This window comes from Pseudomonas flavescens, assembly GCF_013408425.1.
Taxonomy (GTDB): domain Bacteria; phylum Pseudomonadota; class Gammaproteobacteria; order Pseudomonadales; family Pseudomonadaceae; genus Aquipseudomonas; species Aquipseudomonas fulva_A.
In genome coordinates this window covers 3,313,798-3,327,245 of record NZ_JACBYV010000001.1, presented here as the reverse complement: position 1 = coordinate 3,327,245, position 13,448 = coordinate 3,313,798, and the positions used below count along the sequence as shown (strand labels likewise).

The following is a 13,448-nucleotide window of genomic DNA, read 5'->3' as shown; positions in this document are numbered from 1 at the left end:
TCTGGGTCGCGGCAGCCACCTTGCGATCTACCGCCACGCCAGCCACGCAAGAAAATCGCTGACCTCCACAGCTCCCATCTCCACCGGATAGCGCAACCGATGAAAGCGGATGAAATAGCGAATCCAGTACCAGTAAGACTGCTCGGTGCGAATGCTGTAGTGATCACACGCATCACTGCGCTGACCTGCTCACGCAGGCGAGGCTTGGAGGGTGAACGATCCATGTCGACTCCAGTGTGGTGCTTCTGGTTTTATATGCAGTGGTGGCGGCAGGTGGAATGCACAAGTCAAGCGAGTACGGCGTGTGGGGATGTATGGGCTTAAGATCCTGATAAATAAGTATTTTTTCTTATGCTTACGTTGGGTGGTGCGGCATTATGCGGAATTCTTTACTATTGCTTTAACGAAGAATTCCATCTAATCACTGTTAGGCCAAAACATATGCCTCGCGTACAGCTCATAGAGATCGATCTACGAGCGGTTACTAGTGCAGAAGAATTACATTCGTTGCTGATGAGTTCGCTGAATTTTCCGGGCTGGTATGGAGCTAACTGGGACGCTTTCTGGGACGCCATAACGGGCTTGGTTGAAATGCCATACACAGTTAGGTTCTTGGGGTGGCCGCAGTTCTCCGAGCGCCTGCCTCGTGACGCTGTACTACTAAAAAATGCCTTGTTGAAATGCAGGGTGAATATCCGCAGCTCGCAAGCGAAGTGGTTTATGCCTAACCAGACGCTCAAATCGCTCACTACGTTCACTGGGACGTCGTGCCGCCGCTCCTTAGCTTAATCTTTAGGTAGATCATGCCAAAGCTTGCATGCCCATGCGGCTACATTCATAACCTCTCGCCAATCCCAGACACCGGCTGGATAACGATTCGAGACGAGGAGTTTGACTCAATCAGCACCTCTGGCCTTGGGAGTGAAGAAAAACTCGATGCCTTGTATTCAGTGTCGGGCAGCATTTATATCTGTCCCAACTGCGAACGACTAATGTGGGCAAAAAAAGGCAGTGCCGAGTTTGCTACCTACTCCAGAGAACAACCTAACTAGTGGTTCAAGTCGCCCGCTCCGCTCACTGGGACGGGCTAAAGCCCGCCCCTTAACCAAACGTTAGCCATACTTTATGACAGCTCGCAGATTTTCGTTTAGCAATAAAAAACTTCGTGGCATACCACGTCGTTTACGTGCACTCGCGCGCTGGAAAAAATCGTTCTCAGGATATTTTCCAAGCCAGCTAACACCAGAGGAAAAGTACTGGAACTATAAGATCCCTGTGTATCGAAATCTTGTTGAGGGCAAGCAAACCACCAAGAGCATACAAGCATTTTGTGCACAGCAACTTATAGATGCCGCACACCATATATACAAAGCCAAACCCCAAGACGCTGAGTACTCTAGAGTCACATGCGTTATTTAATTTCCCTGCATGTTCTCAAGTGAGTTGTGCGTTTATACAAGTGAAGAATATTTTAAAGAGCACACAGTCGAACAAACTGGACGCTTCGGGAAAATTGAAAGAATCCAAGGAAAAAGTCTTGCTCAAGAATTTGGGCTAGAACTACCGGAGGGTTTTAATGAGCTTGGAGTTTTGCGTATTGACAAAGATGATGATGGAAATCCATATATTTCTGAGCATTGGTATTTTGGCGAAGTCCATCAGTACGGCTAACAAGTGGTTCAAATCGTTCGCCTCGCTCACTGGGATTTTTCAAATACCATTGGGAGCGTGAGCATCCTGGTGAGCGCTGGCCGTGTGCCTGACACCTAACTAGCGGTTCAAATTGCTCGCTCCGCTCACTGGGACTGCGTTCCGCCGCCCCTTAACCAAACGTTAGAGAACATCATGTCAGTTAGTGTCTATGGTTTTATTGCAGGGATCACGACATCATCTCAAGATGCTCATAATATTGTGCAGCTTCAAGCTCTGCCAGAGACCGGCGCTTATCTAATCAAAAGACTTTTCTCCCATATTCCTCAGAGCCAACCTCACTCTTACTACGGTAGCCATATAAATTTTTCCGCAGGGTATAAAGAATTTTACTGCCTAGAAAATGATTGGCTCGAAGAGTTTGAAGCACTGCTATCAAATTTATACTGGAGCGAAGCAGAGTTAATAGTTACTTGGTCGAGAGAGCGCTACACGTGGCGCTCCAACTACTCCGCTGAGGCACCAGAAAGCGGGCCAAATAAAATTACGGAACGCTCAAGGTATGGAAGCGCTTGGGAGCTAAAGCAAGTCCCATGGAACTCCTAAAATGCTCTCTAACAAGTGGTTCAAATCGTTCGCTTCGCTCTCTGGGACGGGCTAAAACCCGCCCCTTAACCAAACGTTAGGACTTCCATACTTCTGAAGTGCCAGTTGGCCCACGAACATCTGAATACGGAGCACGAATGAGCTTTGCAACATTCCTAGAGATCCAATATATCGAAAACGAGATCGACGTCGATTCGATACAAGTTGAATTGAAGAAGGTTCTTGCCGAAGACGGCATGAACTTCGATGTACTCCAAGACCTGAGGGACGCGTTCTCTGGTCAGGAAGTCATGTTCAACGTCTCAGCAAGCTATCTCTCTTACCTAGTCGAGCGTGTCGCTAGTTTTCAACCCTCCGTCTCATTTCACGCGCGCGGTCGTGGTGAAGAGTTACGTGATGTATGGGTTCGAGAATTCGAGGATGGCGAGATAACCTTTTCTCAAGGCAGCTTTCTTTAGAGCCTCCCGTGGTGCTACGCGGAGCGGCGCCGAAGCCTATCCATTCCTTCAAGCGGACCCGCCTGCGGTGGTCCGCTTAACTCAAACGTTAGAAACGGTTATTCGTTTTGGTGGTTTTATATGCACGGAAGCCTTAAATCAGTTCATCAGCCAAACCTTTGCGCAGCTACAAGCATTAGGCATCAGCGCACCAGTCAGCTGAATGTCCGCAGCGTTCTGCAGTGGCCTTACCGGCCCATCGCCGGAGCAAGCCTCGTTGACGCCTCACCTTTCTTTATCTGCCAGCGCCCGCACGTTCGTTGCCCACCCTTTCGGTTCGGCTTGAGGTACATTTGGCGTCGCCTGCACATTCAATGCTCGATTTACCACCGCGTCTAACTAGTGGTTTAAGTCGCTCGCTGGTACGGGCTAAAGCCCGCCCCTTAACCAAACGTTAGGCCTCACAATGGATCCGCGAGCCTTAGTTGTTTACTTAGAGTCACCCTACAGCGAACAACGCTGCAATCAGCCCCCTGCACACGAAATTGTTCTTGCGGGTTTACAAGCTCCATCAGAATATTGGGTTGGTCTTGCTGTTAGCTGGCTAGAGCAAGGAGCGCCAGCCAACAACGAGATCACCCAGGAATTAAACTCAATTGTAGAAAACAAACATTTTTCACAGAGAGTTCGCCATCATTCATCTGCTCTTGTTAAAAAGTGGTACCAAGCTAATGGCACAGCCTAACAACTGGTTCAAACCGTTCGCTGCGCTCACTGGGACGGGCTAAAGCCCGACCCTTAACCAAACGTTAGGTCTCACATGAAGAATCCTGAGTGGACGTCCAGAGGCAAGACAATAGCTGGCTTGATTAATGAACTACTCTCGTTTGAAGATCAAGAAATGGAGGTAAGGATATCGCTGGATGGTGGCGACACTTCACAGCCAATTTCCTTAGTGGACAAGTCCAATGGAAAATATGCCTTACTCCAGAACTGCCAAGATACTCCAACCCCGATCAGGCATCGTGATGAAAGCTAACAAGGCGCTGAAATCTCTCACTTCGTTCGCTGGGACGGTGTGCCGCCGCCTCTTAGCTTAATCGTTAGGCACCATGGAGATACATTTGCATGGACATTACGCAAAACCAATTGTTGGCTTTCGCAGTTTACGAAATCCGGCAATTGCTCGCCCATCATTTAGGTAGCGACGACACTCCTGATCCGGCGGTAAAAGCTGCAGCCCATCTGGCATATGCTCTCCATAATCAAGCTGACGCTATCCTGCAAGGACGCACATTTGATCCTCAGCAAGCAATAGAATCTCTGAATGCAGTAGATCGAATGCTGGCAACAAATTTTCAAGCTAGGTTCTTACAATCAGTTAGCCATGATGCCTAACTAGTGGTTCAAATCGTTCGCTACGCTCACTGGGATGGCCTAAGGCCCGCCCCTTAACCAAACGTTAGCGGTAGTCCAGTATGAAATATCGAGATGGCGTAACTGTTGAGCTAGAGGACAGGGTGATTGTTTACTCTTTTGGTATACCTATGGAGGCATCCGTAGTATTCATAAGCTCACCGATGCGATCAATTAATGGCTATGAATGGTTGGCTTCTAATTTTTCCTCGGAATGCATTGCGATCCGCTGGGAAAACCAAGCTAAAGCACAGGAGCTTTATTGGCCTTCAGCGGAGATAGGTGAAATGGCCGATTTTTTGATAACAGATTCAGATGATGAAGAGGTTATTTTTGTATCGAGAGCAATAAATTAACGCGGTAAGACGGAACAGCACCTGTAGGATGGATCGGTGCGCGTAGCCTAGCGCAGCGTAATCCGTCATTTACCGCTAACTGGCTATATCCACCGCTAGACTGAGCGCCTCGCCTCGCACGGGGCGTTCTGTTATTGGAGCACGGTGAGGCCACTTTCATTCGGCGGATTACGCCTTAATACGCTCTACGCCTTGGTGCGTAAGTACATTTTAGCGCTGCATCAACGACGCATAGGCTTCCATCAGTAAATCCCAATCCTCGTCGGGCATGGCGCCACGGTGGCGTTGTAGCTGGCGCATGTCGTGGCGTGAGGCATCGGTTTTGCGCCAGCGGCGGCGGCTTTTTTCCAGGTCGAGTAGGGCGATCTCTGCGCTGGGTGAGTTGTCTTCAAGATCGTTGACCTTGACGAAGATGTGCTTGGCATAACAGCAACTGTGTTGCCAGCGGTTCTGGTGCAGGCGTGCCAAGGTGTTGGCCAGGGCCGTCAATATGCAGCGGGATTGCTCGGGAGCGCGTGCTTCGGCGTACCACTGATCGAGGCTGATAAAGCCCGGAAGGGCCTGGGTGATGAGCAGCGCCTGCCACTGGCCGGCTTGTTTTCTGGCCGATCCATAAACGAGTTTTGGCACATGGATGCCCAATTGCGCGAATGCCTGGTATGCCTGTAGCTCGCGCATGATGGTCGGGCGGCCCAGCGGATGGCGCAGGCTGCGATATAGATGGCCGGTCTGGCGCTTGCTGTACAGCGCCAGGTAAGACGGGTTGCGTGGTTGCAGAAATTGCACACCGCTTTCTCCCTCGCGGCGCTGGTTGAGGGGCTCCACCCAGGCGCCGCTGCATTGCCACCAGCGCTCGAAGGTCGAGCTGGCCTGCACTGCCGATTGATAGCCGATTACCGTTGCCATTACAGCACCTCACGCTTGCGCAGCACGTAGGTGCGCCACATGGCGTAACCGGGCAGGAAGTCGCGGTGGCCGAGGATCTGGAAACCGGCTTTGAGAAACTCGAATTCGATTTCGTCGCGGCGCACCACGAAGCGATTCTCGCCAACGCCGCGGCGCTGTTCCAGGCGGCGCCGACGCCAGGCCTTGTAGTTGCCGTCGACCCATAACGACACGATCACGGTATCCCGGGTGACGCGATGAAATTCGCCCAGCGCCGCCAGTCGATGTTCCGCTAACTGGAGGTGGTGCAGCAAACGAATGCAGAACACGCAGTCCACCGAGTTGTCGCCCAGGGCGATGTCGAACGCCGAGGTCTTGAAGGCTTTTACCCGAGCGACCACCTCGGCTGGTTGAGCGGCGAGGGCGGTGCTGAGCATGTCAGCGGAATTGTCGGCAGCCAGGATCACCCGGTTCGGGTGTTCGGCGAGCATCGGCCAGAAACGGCCCGCACCGCAGGGCAGGTCCAGCACCAGGTTGGGATCGCCGGCCAGGCGCAGGGCGCTACGGCCTACCTGAAGATCGCGCCAGTGGGAAAGCCGACGGGCCAGCCCGTCCTGGTGTTTGTTGAGGTAACCCTGAGCATGGTTCTGGTCGTACTTGCCGGAGAATGCGAGCTCGATGGATCTGGGCTTGGACATGGCGAGGCACCTTGGTGGTAGTGCCTCGATCTTATGCAGCGGCTTCTGATGAAGCCGTTAAGCAGACGTGAAAAAAGTGTCAGGACGGCGCCTCGAACGACACCTGAAAACAGCTCCCGGTGACGGGCAGGCTGTGCACCGATATCTGCCAGCCCTGGTGCGCGCAAATCCGTTTGACCAGCGACAGGCCCAGGCCGAGGCCCTCGCCCCGGGCCTGCTCGCCGCGCACGAAGGGGTCGAAGATTTGTTCGTGCTGCTGTTCCGGAATGCCGACGCCGCTGTCCTCGACACGAAAGCCGCCGGGCTGCAGGGTCAGCTTCACGAAGCCGGTTTCGGTGTAGTGCAGGGCGTTGCGCAGCAGGTTGGCCATCACCGTACGCAGCAAGGTGGGGTTGTAGACACCATCGTCCTGTGCAGCCACCTCCATGCGGAAATCCAGACCTTTCTCGCGCATCAGCGGTGACCAGATATCGAGCTGTTCATCGGCGATCTGGCGCAGGCTGGCGCTGCCGGCGAACAGGCTTTCGTTACCCTTGACCCGGGCCAGTTGCAGAAAGGTCTGCACCAGATCCTGCATCTCGGCGCTGGCTCTTTCGATACGTTCCAGCTGCTTGCGTTGTGCTGGCTGCAGCGCGACCTGAGAGAGCAGTTCGCAGGAGCTGGCGATGACCATCAGAGGCGTGCGCAGCTCGTGGCTGACGTCGCTGGTGAACAGGCGTTCGCGCTCCAGCGACTGGCGCAGGCGACCCAGGGTGCTGTCGAATGCGGCCGCCAGCTGGCCGACTTCGTCGTCCGGGTACTCCGGGGCCAGGGCTGGCGCCAGCGGCAGCAACTGGTCACGGTGGCGTACCTGATTGGCCAGCTTGCTCACCGGGCGCATCACCCGTTCGGACATGAACCAGCCCAGCGCCAGGGCGCCGAGCACGGAAAGCAGAAAGCCGGCGAGCACCACGTTGAACAGCACCTGCTCGCGTTTTTCGAATTCGCTCTGTTCCTGCACCAGCAGGTAACGCTCGCCGCCGATGATCTGCGTGAAGATATAGAAGGCCCGCTCGCCTTCGAACTGTTCGCTGAAACCCTCCGGCAGGTCCGCATAGCGGCTGGGCACCGTGTACTGCGGGTAGTTAGAAGCATAGAAACGGGTGCGCGAGTCGAGGCGCGGCTCCTGGCCGCTCTGCAGATCCTGCTGCACTACCACGCCCAGTTCGAGGGCGAGCTCCTCGGAAACCAGGTGTTCTTCGATCAGATGAACGATGGCCACGATGCTCAGGGAGAAGATGCCGCTGACCAGAATGGTCATGGTCACGAAGGCGATGAGAATGCGCCGTCGGAACGGTTGCCTAGTTTCCATCGCGATTCGCTGCCAGGCGGTAGCCCACGCCGTGCAGGGTATGCAGCAGTGCCGTGGTGAAGGGTTTGTCGATGGCCTGGCGCAATTGATGGATATGGCTGCGCAAGCTGTCGCTGTCCGGGCAGTCGTCGCCCCACAGAGCTTCCTCCAGCGCCTCGCGGCGCACCACCGCGGGCGAGCGCTGCATCAGTACCGCCAGCAGCTTCATGCCCAGCGGGTTGAGCTTGATGAGCGTACCGGAGCGGCTCACGGTCAGCGTGTCCAGGTCGTAGGTGAGGTCGGCGACCTCCAGCAGGCGTCGCCGATTGCCCTGGGAGCGCCGCAGGATGGCTTCGATGCGGGCGACCAGCTCGGAGAGCGCGAAGGGCTTGACCAGATAATCGTCGGCGCCCGCACTCAGCCCTTGCAGGCGGTCTTCCAGGGCGTCACGGGCGGTGAGCATGAGGATCGGAATGCTGCTGCGCGCTTCTTCGCGCAAGCGGCGGCACAGCTGATAGCCGTCCAGGCCGGGCAGCATGATGTCCAGCACGATCAGGTCGTAATGCCCCTGGGTCGCCAGGTGCAGGCCGGACAGACCGTCCTGGGCACAATCGGCGGTGTAACCCTTGAGCTGCAGGTAATCCAGGATATTGGCCAGGATGTCACGGTTGTCTTCGATCACCAGAATGCGCATGCAACGTTCTCTTCACAGGGATTGACGCTTTTTTCACGAAGCGATGACGAAGCCCTCACGGGGCGATCGCAAGACTGTAGCTCGTTCATCCAGCCAGGATCATACGATGCCACAGCTTCGCTACGCTCAACTACGCTACCTGTCGATTATCCTGCTCGCCTGGATGGTCACCTTCCTGCTCACGCGCAGTGCCCTGCTGATCGGCTATTGGGGCGAGGCCGGGGCGAGCAGCGCCGAGATCCTGCGCATATACGCGGTGGGCCTGGTCTATGACACGGCCTTCCTGCTTTATGCGGCCCTGCCGCTGGCGCTCTATCTGCTGCTGTGCCCGCAGCGCCTCTGGCGGCATCGCGCTCACGCCGCGTTCCTTCACGTCCTGTTGGGTATCAGCCTGTTCGCCATGCTTTTCACGGCAACGGCGGAATGGCTGTTCTGGGACGAGTTCGGGGTGCGCTTCAACTTCATCGCAGTGGACTATCTCGTCTATTCGGAGGAGGTGATCAACAACATTCTCGAGTCCTATCCGGTATACCCGCTGATCGCCGCGTTGGCATTGATTGCCCTGATCCTGACCATCGCCTTGAGGCGGATCGTCAGCGCTGCCGTATCCGCTGTACCGATGCCCCGAAAGACCGCCTTGGGGGCCTGGGCCGTGGTGCTTGCCTGCGCGTTGCTGGGCACCCTGGCGATAAACCAGAACTTCCCCCGTGGCCTGGGTGGCAATGCCTACCAGAACGAACTGGCCAGTAACGGCCCCTTCCAGTTCTTCGCTGCCTTTCGCAACAACGAACTCGATTACCTGCAGTTCTACGCCACCTTGCCGGATCAGCGCACGGGCTCTCTGTTACGCCGGGAAGTGGTGGAGGGCAACGCTCGTTTCGTCACCAACGACCCCGAGGATATCCGGCGCGTCATCGACAATCCGGGGCCTGAGCAGCGACACAATGTCGTGCTGGTCACCGTCGAGAGTCTGAGCGCCCGCTACCTGGGCAGCTTCGGCGACAGCCGTGGCCTCACGCCGAATCTCGATGCATTGCGCGATCGCAGCCTGTTCTTCGACAACCTCTATGCAACCGGCACGCGAACCGATCGCGGGCTGGAAGCGATCACGCTTTCCGTACCCCCCACGCCGGGGCGTTCGATCGTCAAACGGATCGGCCGGGAGTCGGGCTATGCCAGCCTCGGTCAGCAGTTCAGGGACAAGGGTTATGACAGCGTTTTCGTCTACGGGGGGCGTGGCTACTTCGACAACATGAACGCGTTTTTCAGCGGCAATGGCTACCGGGTCATCGATCAGAGCAGCGTGGCCGAGGCGGACATGTCGTTCCAGAATGCCTGGGGCATGAGTGACGAGGATCTCTACCAGCAGACCCTGCGTGTCGCCGACCAGGACCACGCTGCCGGCAAGCCGTTCTTCCTGCAACTGATGACCACGTCCAACCATCGCCCCTATACGTATCCGCAAGGGCGCATCGACATTCCCTCTGGCAGCGGCCGTGAGGGCGCCCTGAAATACACGGATTACGCCATTGGCCAGTTCCTGGCCGAGGCGAAGGAAAAACCCTGGTTCGCAAACACGGTATTCCTGTTCGTTGCCGACCACACGGCGGGCAGCGCGGGTAAGGAAGATCTGCCGGTCGCCAATTACCACATCCCACTGTTCATCTATGCCCCCGGTCTCATCGAGCCGGCTCGTGTGTCGCGGCTCACCAGCCAGATCGACATCGCGCCCACGCTGCTGGGGTTGCTGGGCTTCGATTACACCTCGACATTCTTCGGCCGCAACGTCTTGCGAGAGCAGGCCGGTGCCGGGCGGGCCTTGATCGGCAACTACCAGCATCTGGGCCTGTTCGATGGCCGCGACCTCGCCATTCTCAGCCCGAAGCGGGCCATGCGACGACATGACGATGCACTGGGGATCAGCCACGAAAGCCTGGCTGGCGCCGATGACGATCTCGTGGCTCGCGACATCGCCTACTACCAGGGAGCCAGCCATGCCTTCACCGAGGGCCTGTTGAGCTGGAAACCGGGGACCACGCAAACCGTTGCCACCCACCCCTGACCCCGTCGTTTCCGAGGAGCTCTCCCATGCAGGTTTCTTACGCCCAGCCGGTCGCGTCGCGTCGGTTCGATTTCAAACGGTGGCTGGGTATCCCATTGGCACTTATGGCACTGCTGTTGGTGGTCGATCCCCAGCCACTGGATTTTGCCTTGGCCGGGCTGTTCTACGATCCCGCCAGCGGGTTCATCGGCAGCAGCAGTTTCTGGCTGGAGGATGTCCTTCACGATCAGGCCAAGATACTGGTCATCGGCCTTGGCGTGATGTGCATCGCCGCGTTCTTGCTGAGTCTGCTGCCCGTGAAACTGCGCGCCTGGCGCCGGGAGCTGGGTTATCTGGTGCTCTCGCTGAGCTTGTCGACCGGCATCGTCACGCCACTGAAAACGCTCACGGCGGTGCAGTGCCCGTGGAGCCTGACCCAGTTCGGTGGCCGCGAAACCTTCAGCCCGCTGATCGGCGCCCGCCCCACGACGGACAAACCGGGCCGTTGCTGGCCGGGCGGGCATGCTTCCGCGGGTTTTTCCCTGCTCGCCCTGTTTTGCGCCCTGCGTGATCGTCGCCCACGCCTGGCTAAATGGGCACTCGCTTTCGCCCTGGCCCTGGGCACCGTGCTGTCGCTCGGGCGGATGCTGCAGGGTGCCCACTTCCTGTCTCACAACCTGTGGACACTGCTTTTCGACTGGCTGATCGCCGTGATCGGCTATCGCGCCTTGCTGTATCGGCCGATGCCGGTTCCCCGACAGACGCCAGCTCGACTGCAGGCCACACGTGAAGGAGCCCGCCCATGAGACTGCGCAGCCTTCTCGGGCTCCTGCTCGCAATGCTTGTCTGTACGCCATTCGCTTCGTCCTGGGGCGCCTTACGACCGGAAAACTCCAGCGCCACGCAGCCGCTCTGGGCGACGCCTGTGGACAAGAGCTTCAACCTCTATCGCATGCAGCCCGATCTCTATCGCAGTGCCTTGCCGAGCGCCGCGCAGCAGGGCGAGTTGCAGCAATTGAAAATCGCCACGGTGATCAACTTCTATCAGCGCAGCGATGCCGACTGGCTGAGCGATGCGGGCATTCGCCAGGTCCATCAGCCGCTGCATGCCGACCGTATCGACGACGCCGATGTGTTGCAGGCCCTGCGCAGCATTCGCCTCGCCCAGGCCCGGGGGCCGGTGCTGATTCATTGCAAGCATGGGCAGAACCGTACCGGGATGATCGCGGCCATGTACCGCATCGTCTATCAGGGCTGGAGCAGGCAGCAGGCCATCGACGAGATGCGCGAGGGAGGCTTCGGCGGCAGAGAGCGCTTCGAGGATGCCGAGGATTATTTGCAGCAGGTCGATCTGCCGCGCTTTCGCGCGGCCCTGGACAGCGGTGCCTGCAGCACCAGCCCCTGGGCCTACTGCGTGCTGAAGGAAAAAGTGCTGGATGCTTTCAACGGGTGAGGACCCTGCCATGACCATGATCGATGTGCGCCAGCTGGCCCTGGCGCTGCTGCTCGTGCCGCTGTTGAGTGCCTGCCAGAGCACCCGGGACTACATGCTTGCCCAGGGGTACTCGGTGGCCTTCGCCACCGGCTACGAGGATGGCTGCGTCAGCGGTAACAGTGCCGCCAAGGCACTCGGTGCGTTTCGCAAGAACGTGCCGGTCTATCTTCAGGATACCCAGTACGCAACCGGCTGGGACGACGGCTTCCGCCAGTGCCAGGCCAGTGCCAACGCGGAAATCGAACGGCGCCTGCAGCCCGACAGCGACGAGGATCGCGCGTGGCGCAGGCAAGTGGATCAGGACATGGCCAGGGCACTTGGCCGCTCGCTGAAAAAGAGCTGAGCCGACCTTACAGGCTCAATCGCAAGGCGAGGGCGCACAGGGTGATCAGTAGCACTGGCAGTGTCAGCACCAGGCCCACCTTGAAGTAGTAGCCCCAGGTGATGCGCACGCCCTTGCCTTGCAGGACGTGCAGCCAGAGCAGCGTGGCCAGGCTGCCGATGGGGGTGATCTTCGGGCCCAGGTCGCAGCCGATGATATTGGCGTAGATCATCGCCTCACGGATCAGCCCGCTGGCATCACTGGCGTGAATCGACAGTGCGCCGATCAGCACGCTGGGCATGTTGTTCATCACCGAGGACAGCCCGGCGGCGAGCAGCCCGGTACCCAGTGTCGCGCCCCATAGGCCGTGCCCGGCGAGGCCATCGAGCACCCGGCTGAGCAGATCGGTCAGCCCGGCGTTCTTCAGGCCATACACCACCAGGTACATGCCCAGCGAGAAGATCACCACCTGCCAGGGGGCTTCACGCAACACGCGACGGGTGGAAATCACCTTGCCGCGCGCGGCGATGCTGGCCAGCAGTGCGGCGCACAGCGCGGCCACCGCGCTGATGGGGACGCCCAGTGGCTCGAGGGCGAACAGGCCAACCAGCAGCAGCCCCAGTACCCACCAGCCCATGGCGAAGGTGGCAGGGTCACGGATGACGGTCTCCGGCGCCGGCAGTGCCTCGGGCGCGTAGCGGGCTGGAATGTCGCGGCGATAGAAGAGGTAGAGCACCAGCAGGGAGGCGGCGACGCTGGCCAGGTTCACGGGCATCATCACCGCTGCGTATTCGCTGAAGCCGAGCTTGAAGTAATCCACCGAGACGATGTTGACCAGGTTCGACACCACCAGCGGCAAGCTGGCGGTATCGGCGATGAAACCGGCTGCCATCACGAAGGCGAGGGTGGTCGCGACGGAGAAGCCAAGCGCCACCAGCATCGACATCACGATCGGCGTCAGGATCAGTGCCGCGCCATCGTTGGCGAACAGTGCGGAAACCACTGCGCCGAGCAGCACGGTAAAGGCGAACAGGCGCGGGCCGCTGCCACCGGCCCGGCGTGCCACGTGCAGGGCGGCCCAGGCGAAGAAGCCGGCTTCGTCCAGCAGCAGGCTGATGATAATGATCGCGATGAAGGTCGCGGTGGCGTTCCAGACGATGCTCCAGACGGTGGGGATGTCCTGCAGCGACACGGCGCCCACCGCCAGCGCCAGCAGGGCGCCGAGGCTGGCGCTCCAGCCGACCCCCAGCCCCCTGGGCTGCCAGATGACCAGAAGCAGAGTGAGCAGAAAGACCCCGGAGGCGATCAGCATGGCACGCTCGCGCTGCCGAGGCAGGAGCGAAGCGGTGCACCAGCGCAGCAATCGAGAGAGTCGGTGGGGGTAATCATGATGGCTCCGTTGGCAGGCATGCCGACTATACGAGTGGATGTGAGCAAAGCAAACCAGCGGCGGAGATCGTCAGCCTTCTTTGAAACGTCATCGGCGCAGGGCACAGTGACGGCTCGAAGGGCAGGCGT

At 58.2% G+C, this 13,448-nt stretch carries 15 protein-coding genes and 1 pseudogene; 10 read left to right on the top strand and 6 right to left on the bottom strand.

Annotation, left to right across the window (positions count from 1 at the left end; all coding sequences use genetic code 11):
* Positions 1–27 precede the first annotated feature (27 nt).
* Entirely contained in the window at positions 28–111 is an 84-nt protein-coding gene (locus tag FHR27_RS26940) for a hypothetical protein (protein WP_264650104.1), read from the bottom strand.
* A 240-nt stretch (positions 112–351) separates the two neighbouring features.
* On the opposite strand from FHR27_RS26940, the gene FHR27_RS14835 reads away from it, so the two are divergent.
* From FHR27_RS14835 to FHR27_RS14805, 6 genes and pseudogenes are all read left to right on the top strand, one after another.
* Positions 352–789, top strand: a complete 438-nt coding sequence (locus FHR27_RS14835; RefSeq protein WP_306456091.1) for a barstar family protein — start codon at positions 352–354, stop codon at positions 787–789.
* A 336-nt stretch (positions 790–1,125) separates the two neighbouring features.
* Positions 1,126–1,671, top strand: a pseudogene (locus tag FHR27_RS26935) (DUF3916 domain-containing protein).
* Between the two features lie 174 nt (positions 1,672–1,845).
* Positions 1,846–2,256, top strand: coding sequence for a hypothetical protein (locus tag FHR27_RS14820; protein ID WP_179538944.1), 411 nt, complete (start codon positions 1,846–1,848; stop codon positions 2,254–2,256).
* A gap of 137 nt (positions 2,257–2,393) precedes the next feature.
* Complete coding sequence (locus FHR27_RS14815) at positions 2,394–2,714, top strand: hypothetical protein (protein WP_179538943.1); 321 nt, start codon at positions 2,394–2,396, stop codon at positions 2,712–2,714.
* Between the two features lie 1,107 nt (positions 2,715–3,821).
* Positions 3,822–4,091 (top strand): hypothetical protein, encoded by a 270-nt coding sequence (locus tag FHR27_RS14810; protein ID WP_082045669.1) that lies wholly within the window; start codon positions 3,822–3,824, stop codon positions 4,089–4,091.
* 80 nt (positions 4,092–4,171) lie between these two features.
* Positions 4,172–4,465 carry a hypothetical protein gene (locus tag FHR27_RS14805; RefSeq protein ID WP_156152628.1) on the top strand — a complete coding sequence of 98 codons (294 nt, stop codon included), beginning with the start codon at positions 4,172–4,174 and terminating at the stop codon, positions 4,463–4,465.
* Positions 4,466–4,675: 210 nt separating this feature from the next.
* Here FHR27_RS14805 and FHR27_RS14800 read toward each other — a convergent pair whose 3' ends face one another.
* The 4 genes from FHR27_RS14800 to FHR27_RS14785 form a co-directional block, all read right to left on the bottom strand.
* Positions 4,676–5,371, bottom strand: a complete 696-nt coding sequence (locus tag FHR27_RS14800) for a lipopolysaccharide kinase InaA family protein (protein WP_179538942.1) — start codon at positions 5,369–5,371, stop codon at positions 4,676–4,678.
* On the bottom strand, positions 5,371–6,048 hold the full coding sequence (locus FHR27_RS14795; protein ID WP_179538941.1) for a class I SAM-dependent methyltransferase: 678 nt from the start codon (positions 6,046–6,048) through the stop codon (positions 5,371–5,373). The genes FHR27_RS14800 and FHR27_RS14795 overlap by 1 nt, the downstream gene beginning before the upstream one ends.
* A 79-nt stretch (positions 6,049–6,127) precedes the next feature.
* Positions 6,128–7,399 carry a sensor histidine kinase gene (locus FHR27_RS14790; protein WP_179538940.1) on the bottom strand — a complete coding sequence of 424 codons (1,272 nt, stop codon included), beginning with the start codon at positions 7,397–7,399 and terminating at the stop codon, positions 6,128–6,130.
* Complete coding sequence (locus FHR27_RS14785; protein ID WP_042551849.1) at positions 7,389–8,072, bottom strand: response regulator transcription factor; 684 nt, start codon at positions 8,070–8,072, stop codon at positions 7,389–7,391. The genes FHR27_RS14790 and FHR27_RS14785 overlap by 11 nt, the downstream gene beginning before the upstream one ends.
* 106 nt (positions 8,073–8,178) lie before the next feature.
* Between FHR27_RS14785 and FHR27_RS14780 the strand changes: the two genes are divergently transcribed.
* Genes FHR27_RS14780 through FHR27_RS14765 form a run of 4 tightly spaced genes read left to right on the top strand, consistent with a single transcriptional unit; the run spans position 8,179 to position 11,951 of the window.
* Positions 8,179–10,134, top strand: a complete 1,956-nt coding sequence (locus tag FHR27_RS14780; RefSeq protein WP_179538939.1) for an LTA synthase family protein — start codon at positions 8,179–8,181, stop codon at positions 10,132–10,134.
* Between the two features lie 26 nt (positions 10,135–10,160).
* On the top strand, positions 10,161–10,919 hold the full coding sequence (locus FHR27_RS14775; protein WP_218878487.1) for a phosphatase PAP2 family protein: 759 nt from the start codon (positions 10,161–10,163) through the stop codon (positions 10,917–10,919).
* Positions 10,916–11,566 carry a dual specificity protein phosphatase family protein gene (locus FHR27_RS14770; RefSeq protein ID WP_179538938.1) on the top strand — a complete coding sequence of 217 codons (651 nt, stop codon included), beginning with the start codon at positions 10,916–10,918 and terminating at the stop codon, positions 11,564–11,566. The genes FHR27_RS14775 and FHR27_RS14770 overlap by 4 nt, the downstream gene beginning before the upstream one ends.
* A gap of 25 nt (positions 11,567–11,591) precedes the next feature.
* Positions 11,592–11,951: a hypothetical protein gene (locus tag FHR27_RS14765; protein ID WP_179540098.1), complete on the top strand. Its 360-nt coding sequence runs from the start codon at positions 11,592–11,594 to the stop codon at positions 11,949–11,951.
* A gap of 7 nt (positions 11,952–11,958) precedes the next feature.
* On the opposite strand, the gene FHR27_RS14760 is transcribed toward FHR27_RS14765, so the two are convergent.
* Positions 11,959–13,242 carry an arsenic transporter gene (locus FHR27_RS14760; RefSeq protein ID WP_179538937.1) on the bottom strand — a complete coding sequence of 428 codons (1,284 nt, stop codon included), beginning with the start codon at positions 13,240–13,242 and terminating at the stop codon, positions 11,959–11,961.
* Positions 13,243–13,448 lie beyond the last annotated feature (206 nt).

Bases quoted from the DNA above. Each gene is read 5' to 3' on its own strand.
- FHR27_RS14770 (WP_179538938.1), top strand. From the start codon at position 10,916: ATGAGACTGCGCAGCCTTCTCGGGCTCCTGCTCGCAATGCTTGTCTGT.
- FHR27_RS14760 (WP_179538937.1), bottom strand. From the start codon at position 13,242: ATGCTGATCGCCTCCGGGGTCTTTCTGCTCACTCTGCTTCTGGTCATC.
- FHR27_RS14780 (WP_179538939.1), top strand. From the start codon at position 8,179: ATGCCACAGCTTCGCTACGCTCAACTACGCTACCTGTCGATTATCCTG.
- FHR27_RS14835 (WP_306456091.1), top strand. From the start codon at position 352: ATGCTTACGTTGGGTGGTGCGGCATTATGCGGAATTCTTTACTATTGC.
- FHR27_RS14790 (WP_179538940.1), bottom strand. From the start codon at position 7,399: ATGGAAACTAGGCAACCGTTCCGACGGCGCATTCTCATCGCCTTCGTG.
- FHR27_RS14800 (WP_179538942.1), bottom strand. From the start codon at position 5,371: ATGGCAACGGTAATCGGCTATCAATCGGCAGTGCAGGCCAGCTCGACC.
- FHR27_RS14805 (WP_156152628.1), top strand. From the start codon at position 4,172: ATGAAATATCGAGATGGCGTAACTGTTGAGCTAGAGGACAGGGTGATT.
- FHR27_RS14815 (WP_179538943.1), top strand. From the start codon at position 2,394: ATGAGCTTTGCAACATTCCTAGAGATCCAATATATCGAAAACGAGATC.
- FHR27_RS14775 (WP_218878487.1), top strand. From the start codon at position 10,161: ATGCAGGTTTCTTACGCCCAGCCGGTCGCGTCGCGTCGGTTCGATTTC.
- FHR27_RS14820 (WP_179538944.1), top strand. From the start codon at position 1,846: ATGTCAGTTAGTGTCTATGGTTTTATTGCAGGGATCACGACATCATCT.
- FHR27_RS14795 (WP_179538941.1), bottom strand. From the start codon at position 6,048: ATGTCCAAGCCCAGATCCATCGAGCTCGCATTCTCCGGCAAGTACGAC.
- FHR27_RS14810 (WP_082045669.1), top strand. From the start codon at position 3,822: ATGGACATTACGCAAAACCAATTGTTGGCTTTCGCAGTTTACGAAATC.
- FHR27_RS14785 (WP_042551849.1), bottom strand. From the start codon at position 8,072: ATGCGCATTCTGGTGATCGAAGACAACCGTGACATCCTGGCCAATATC.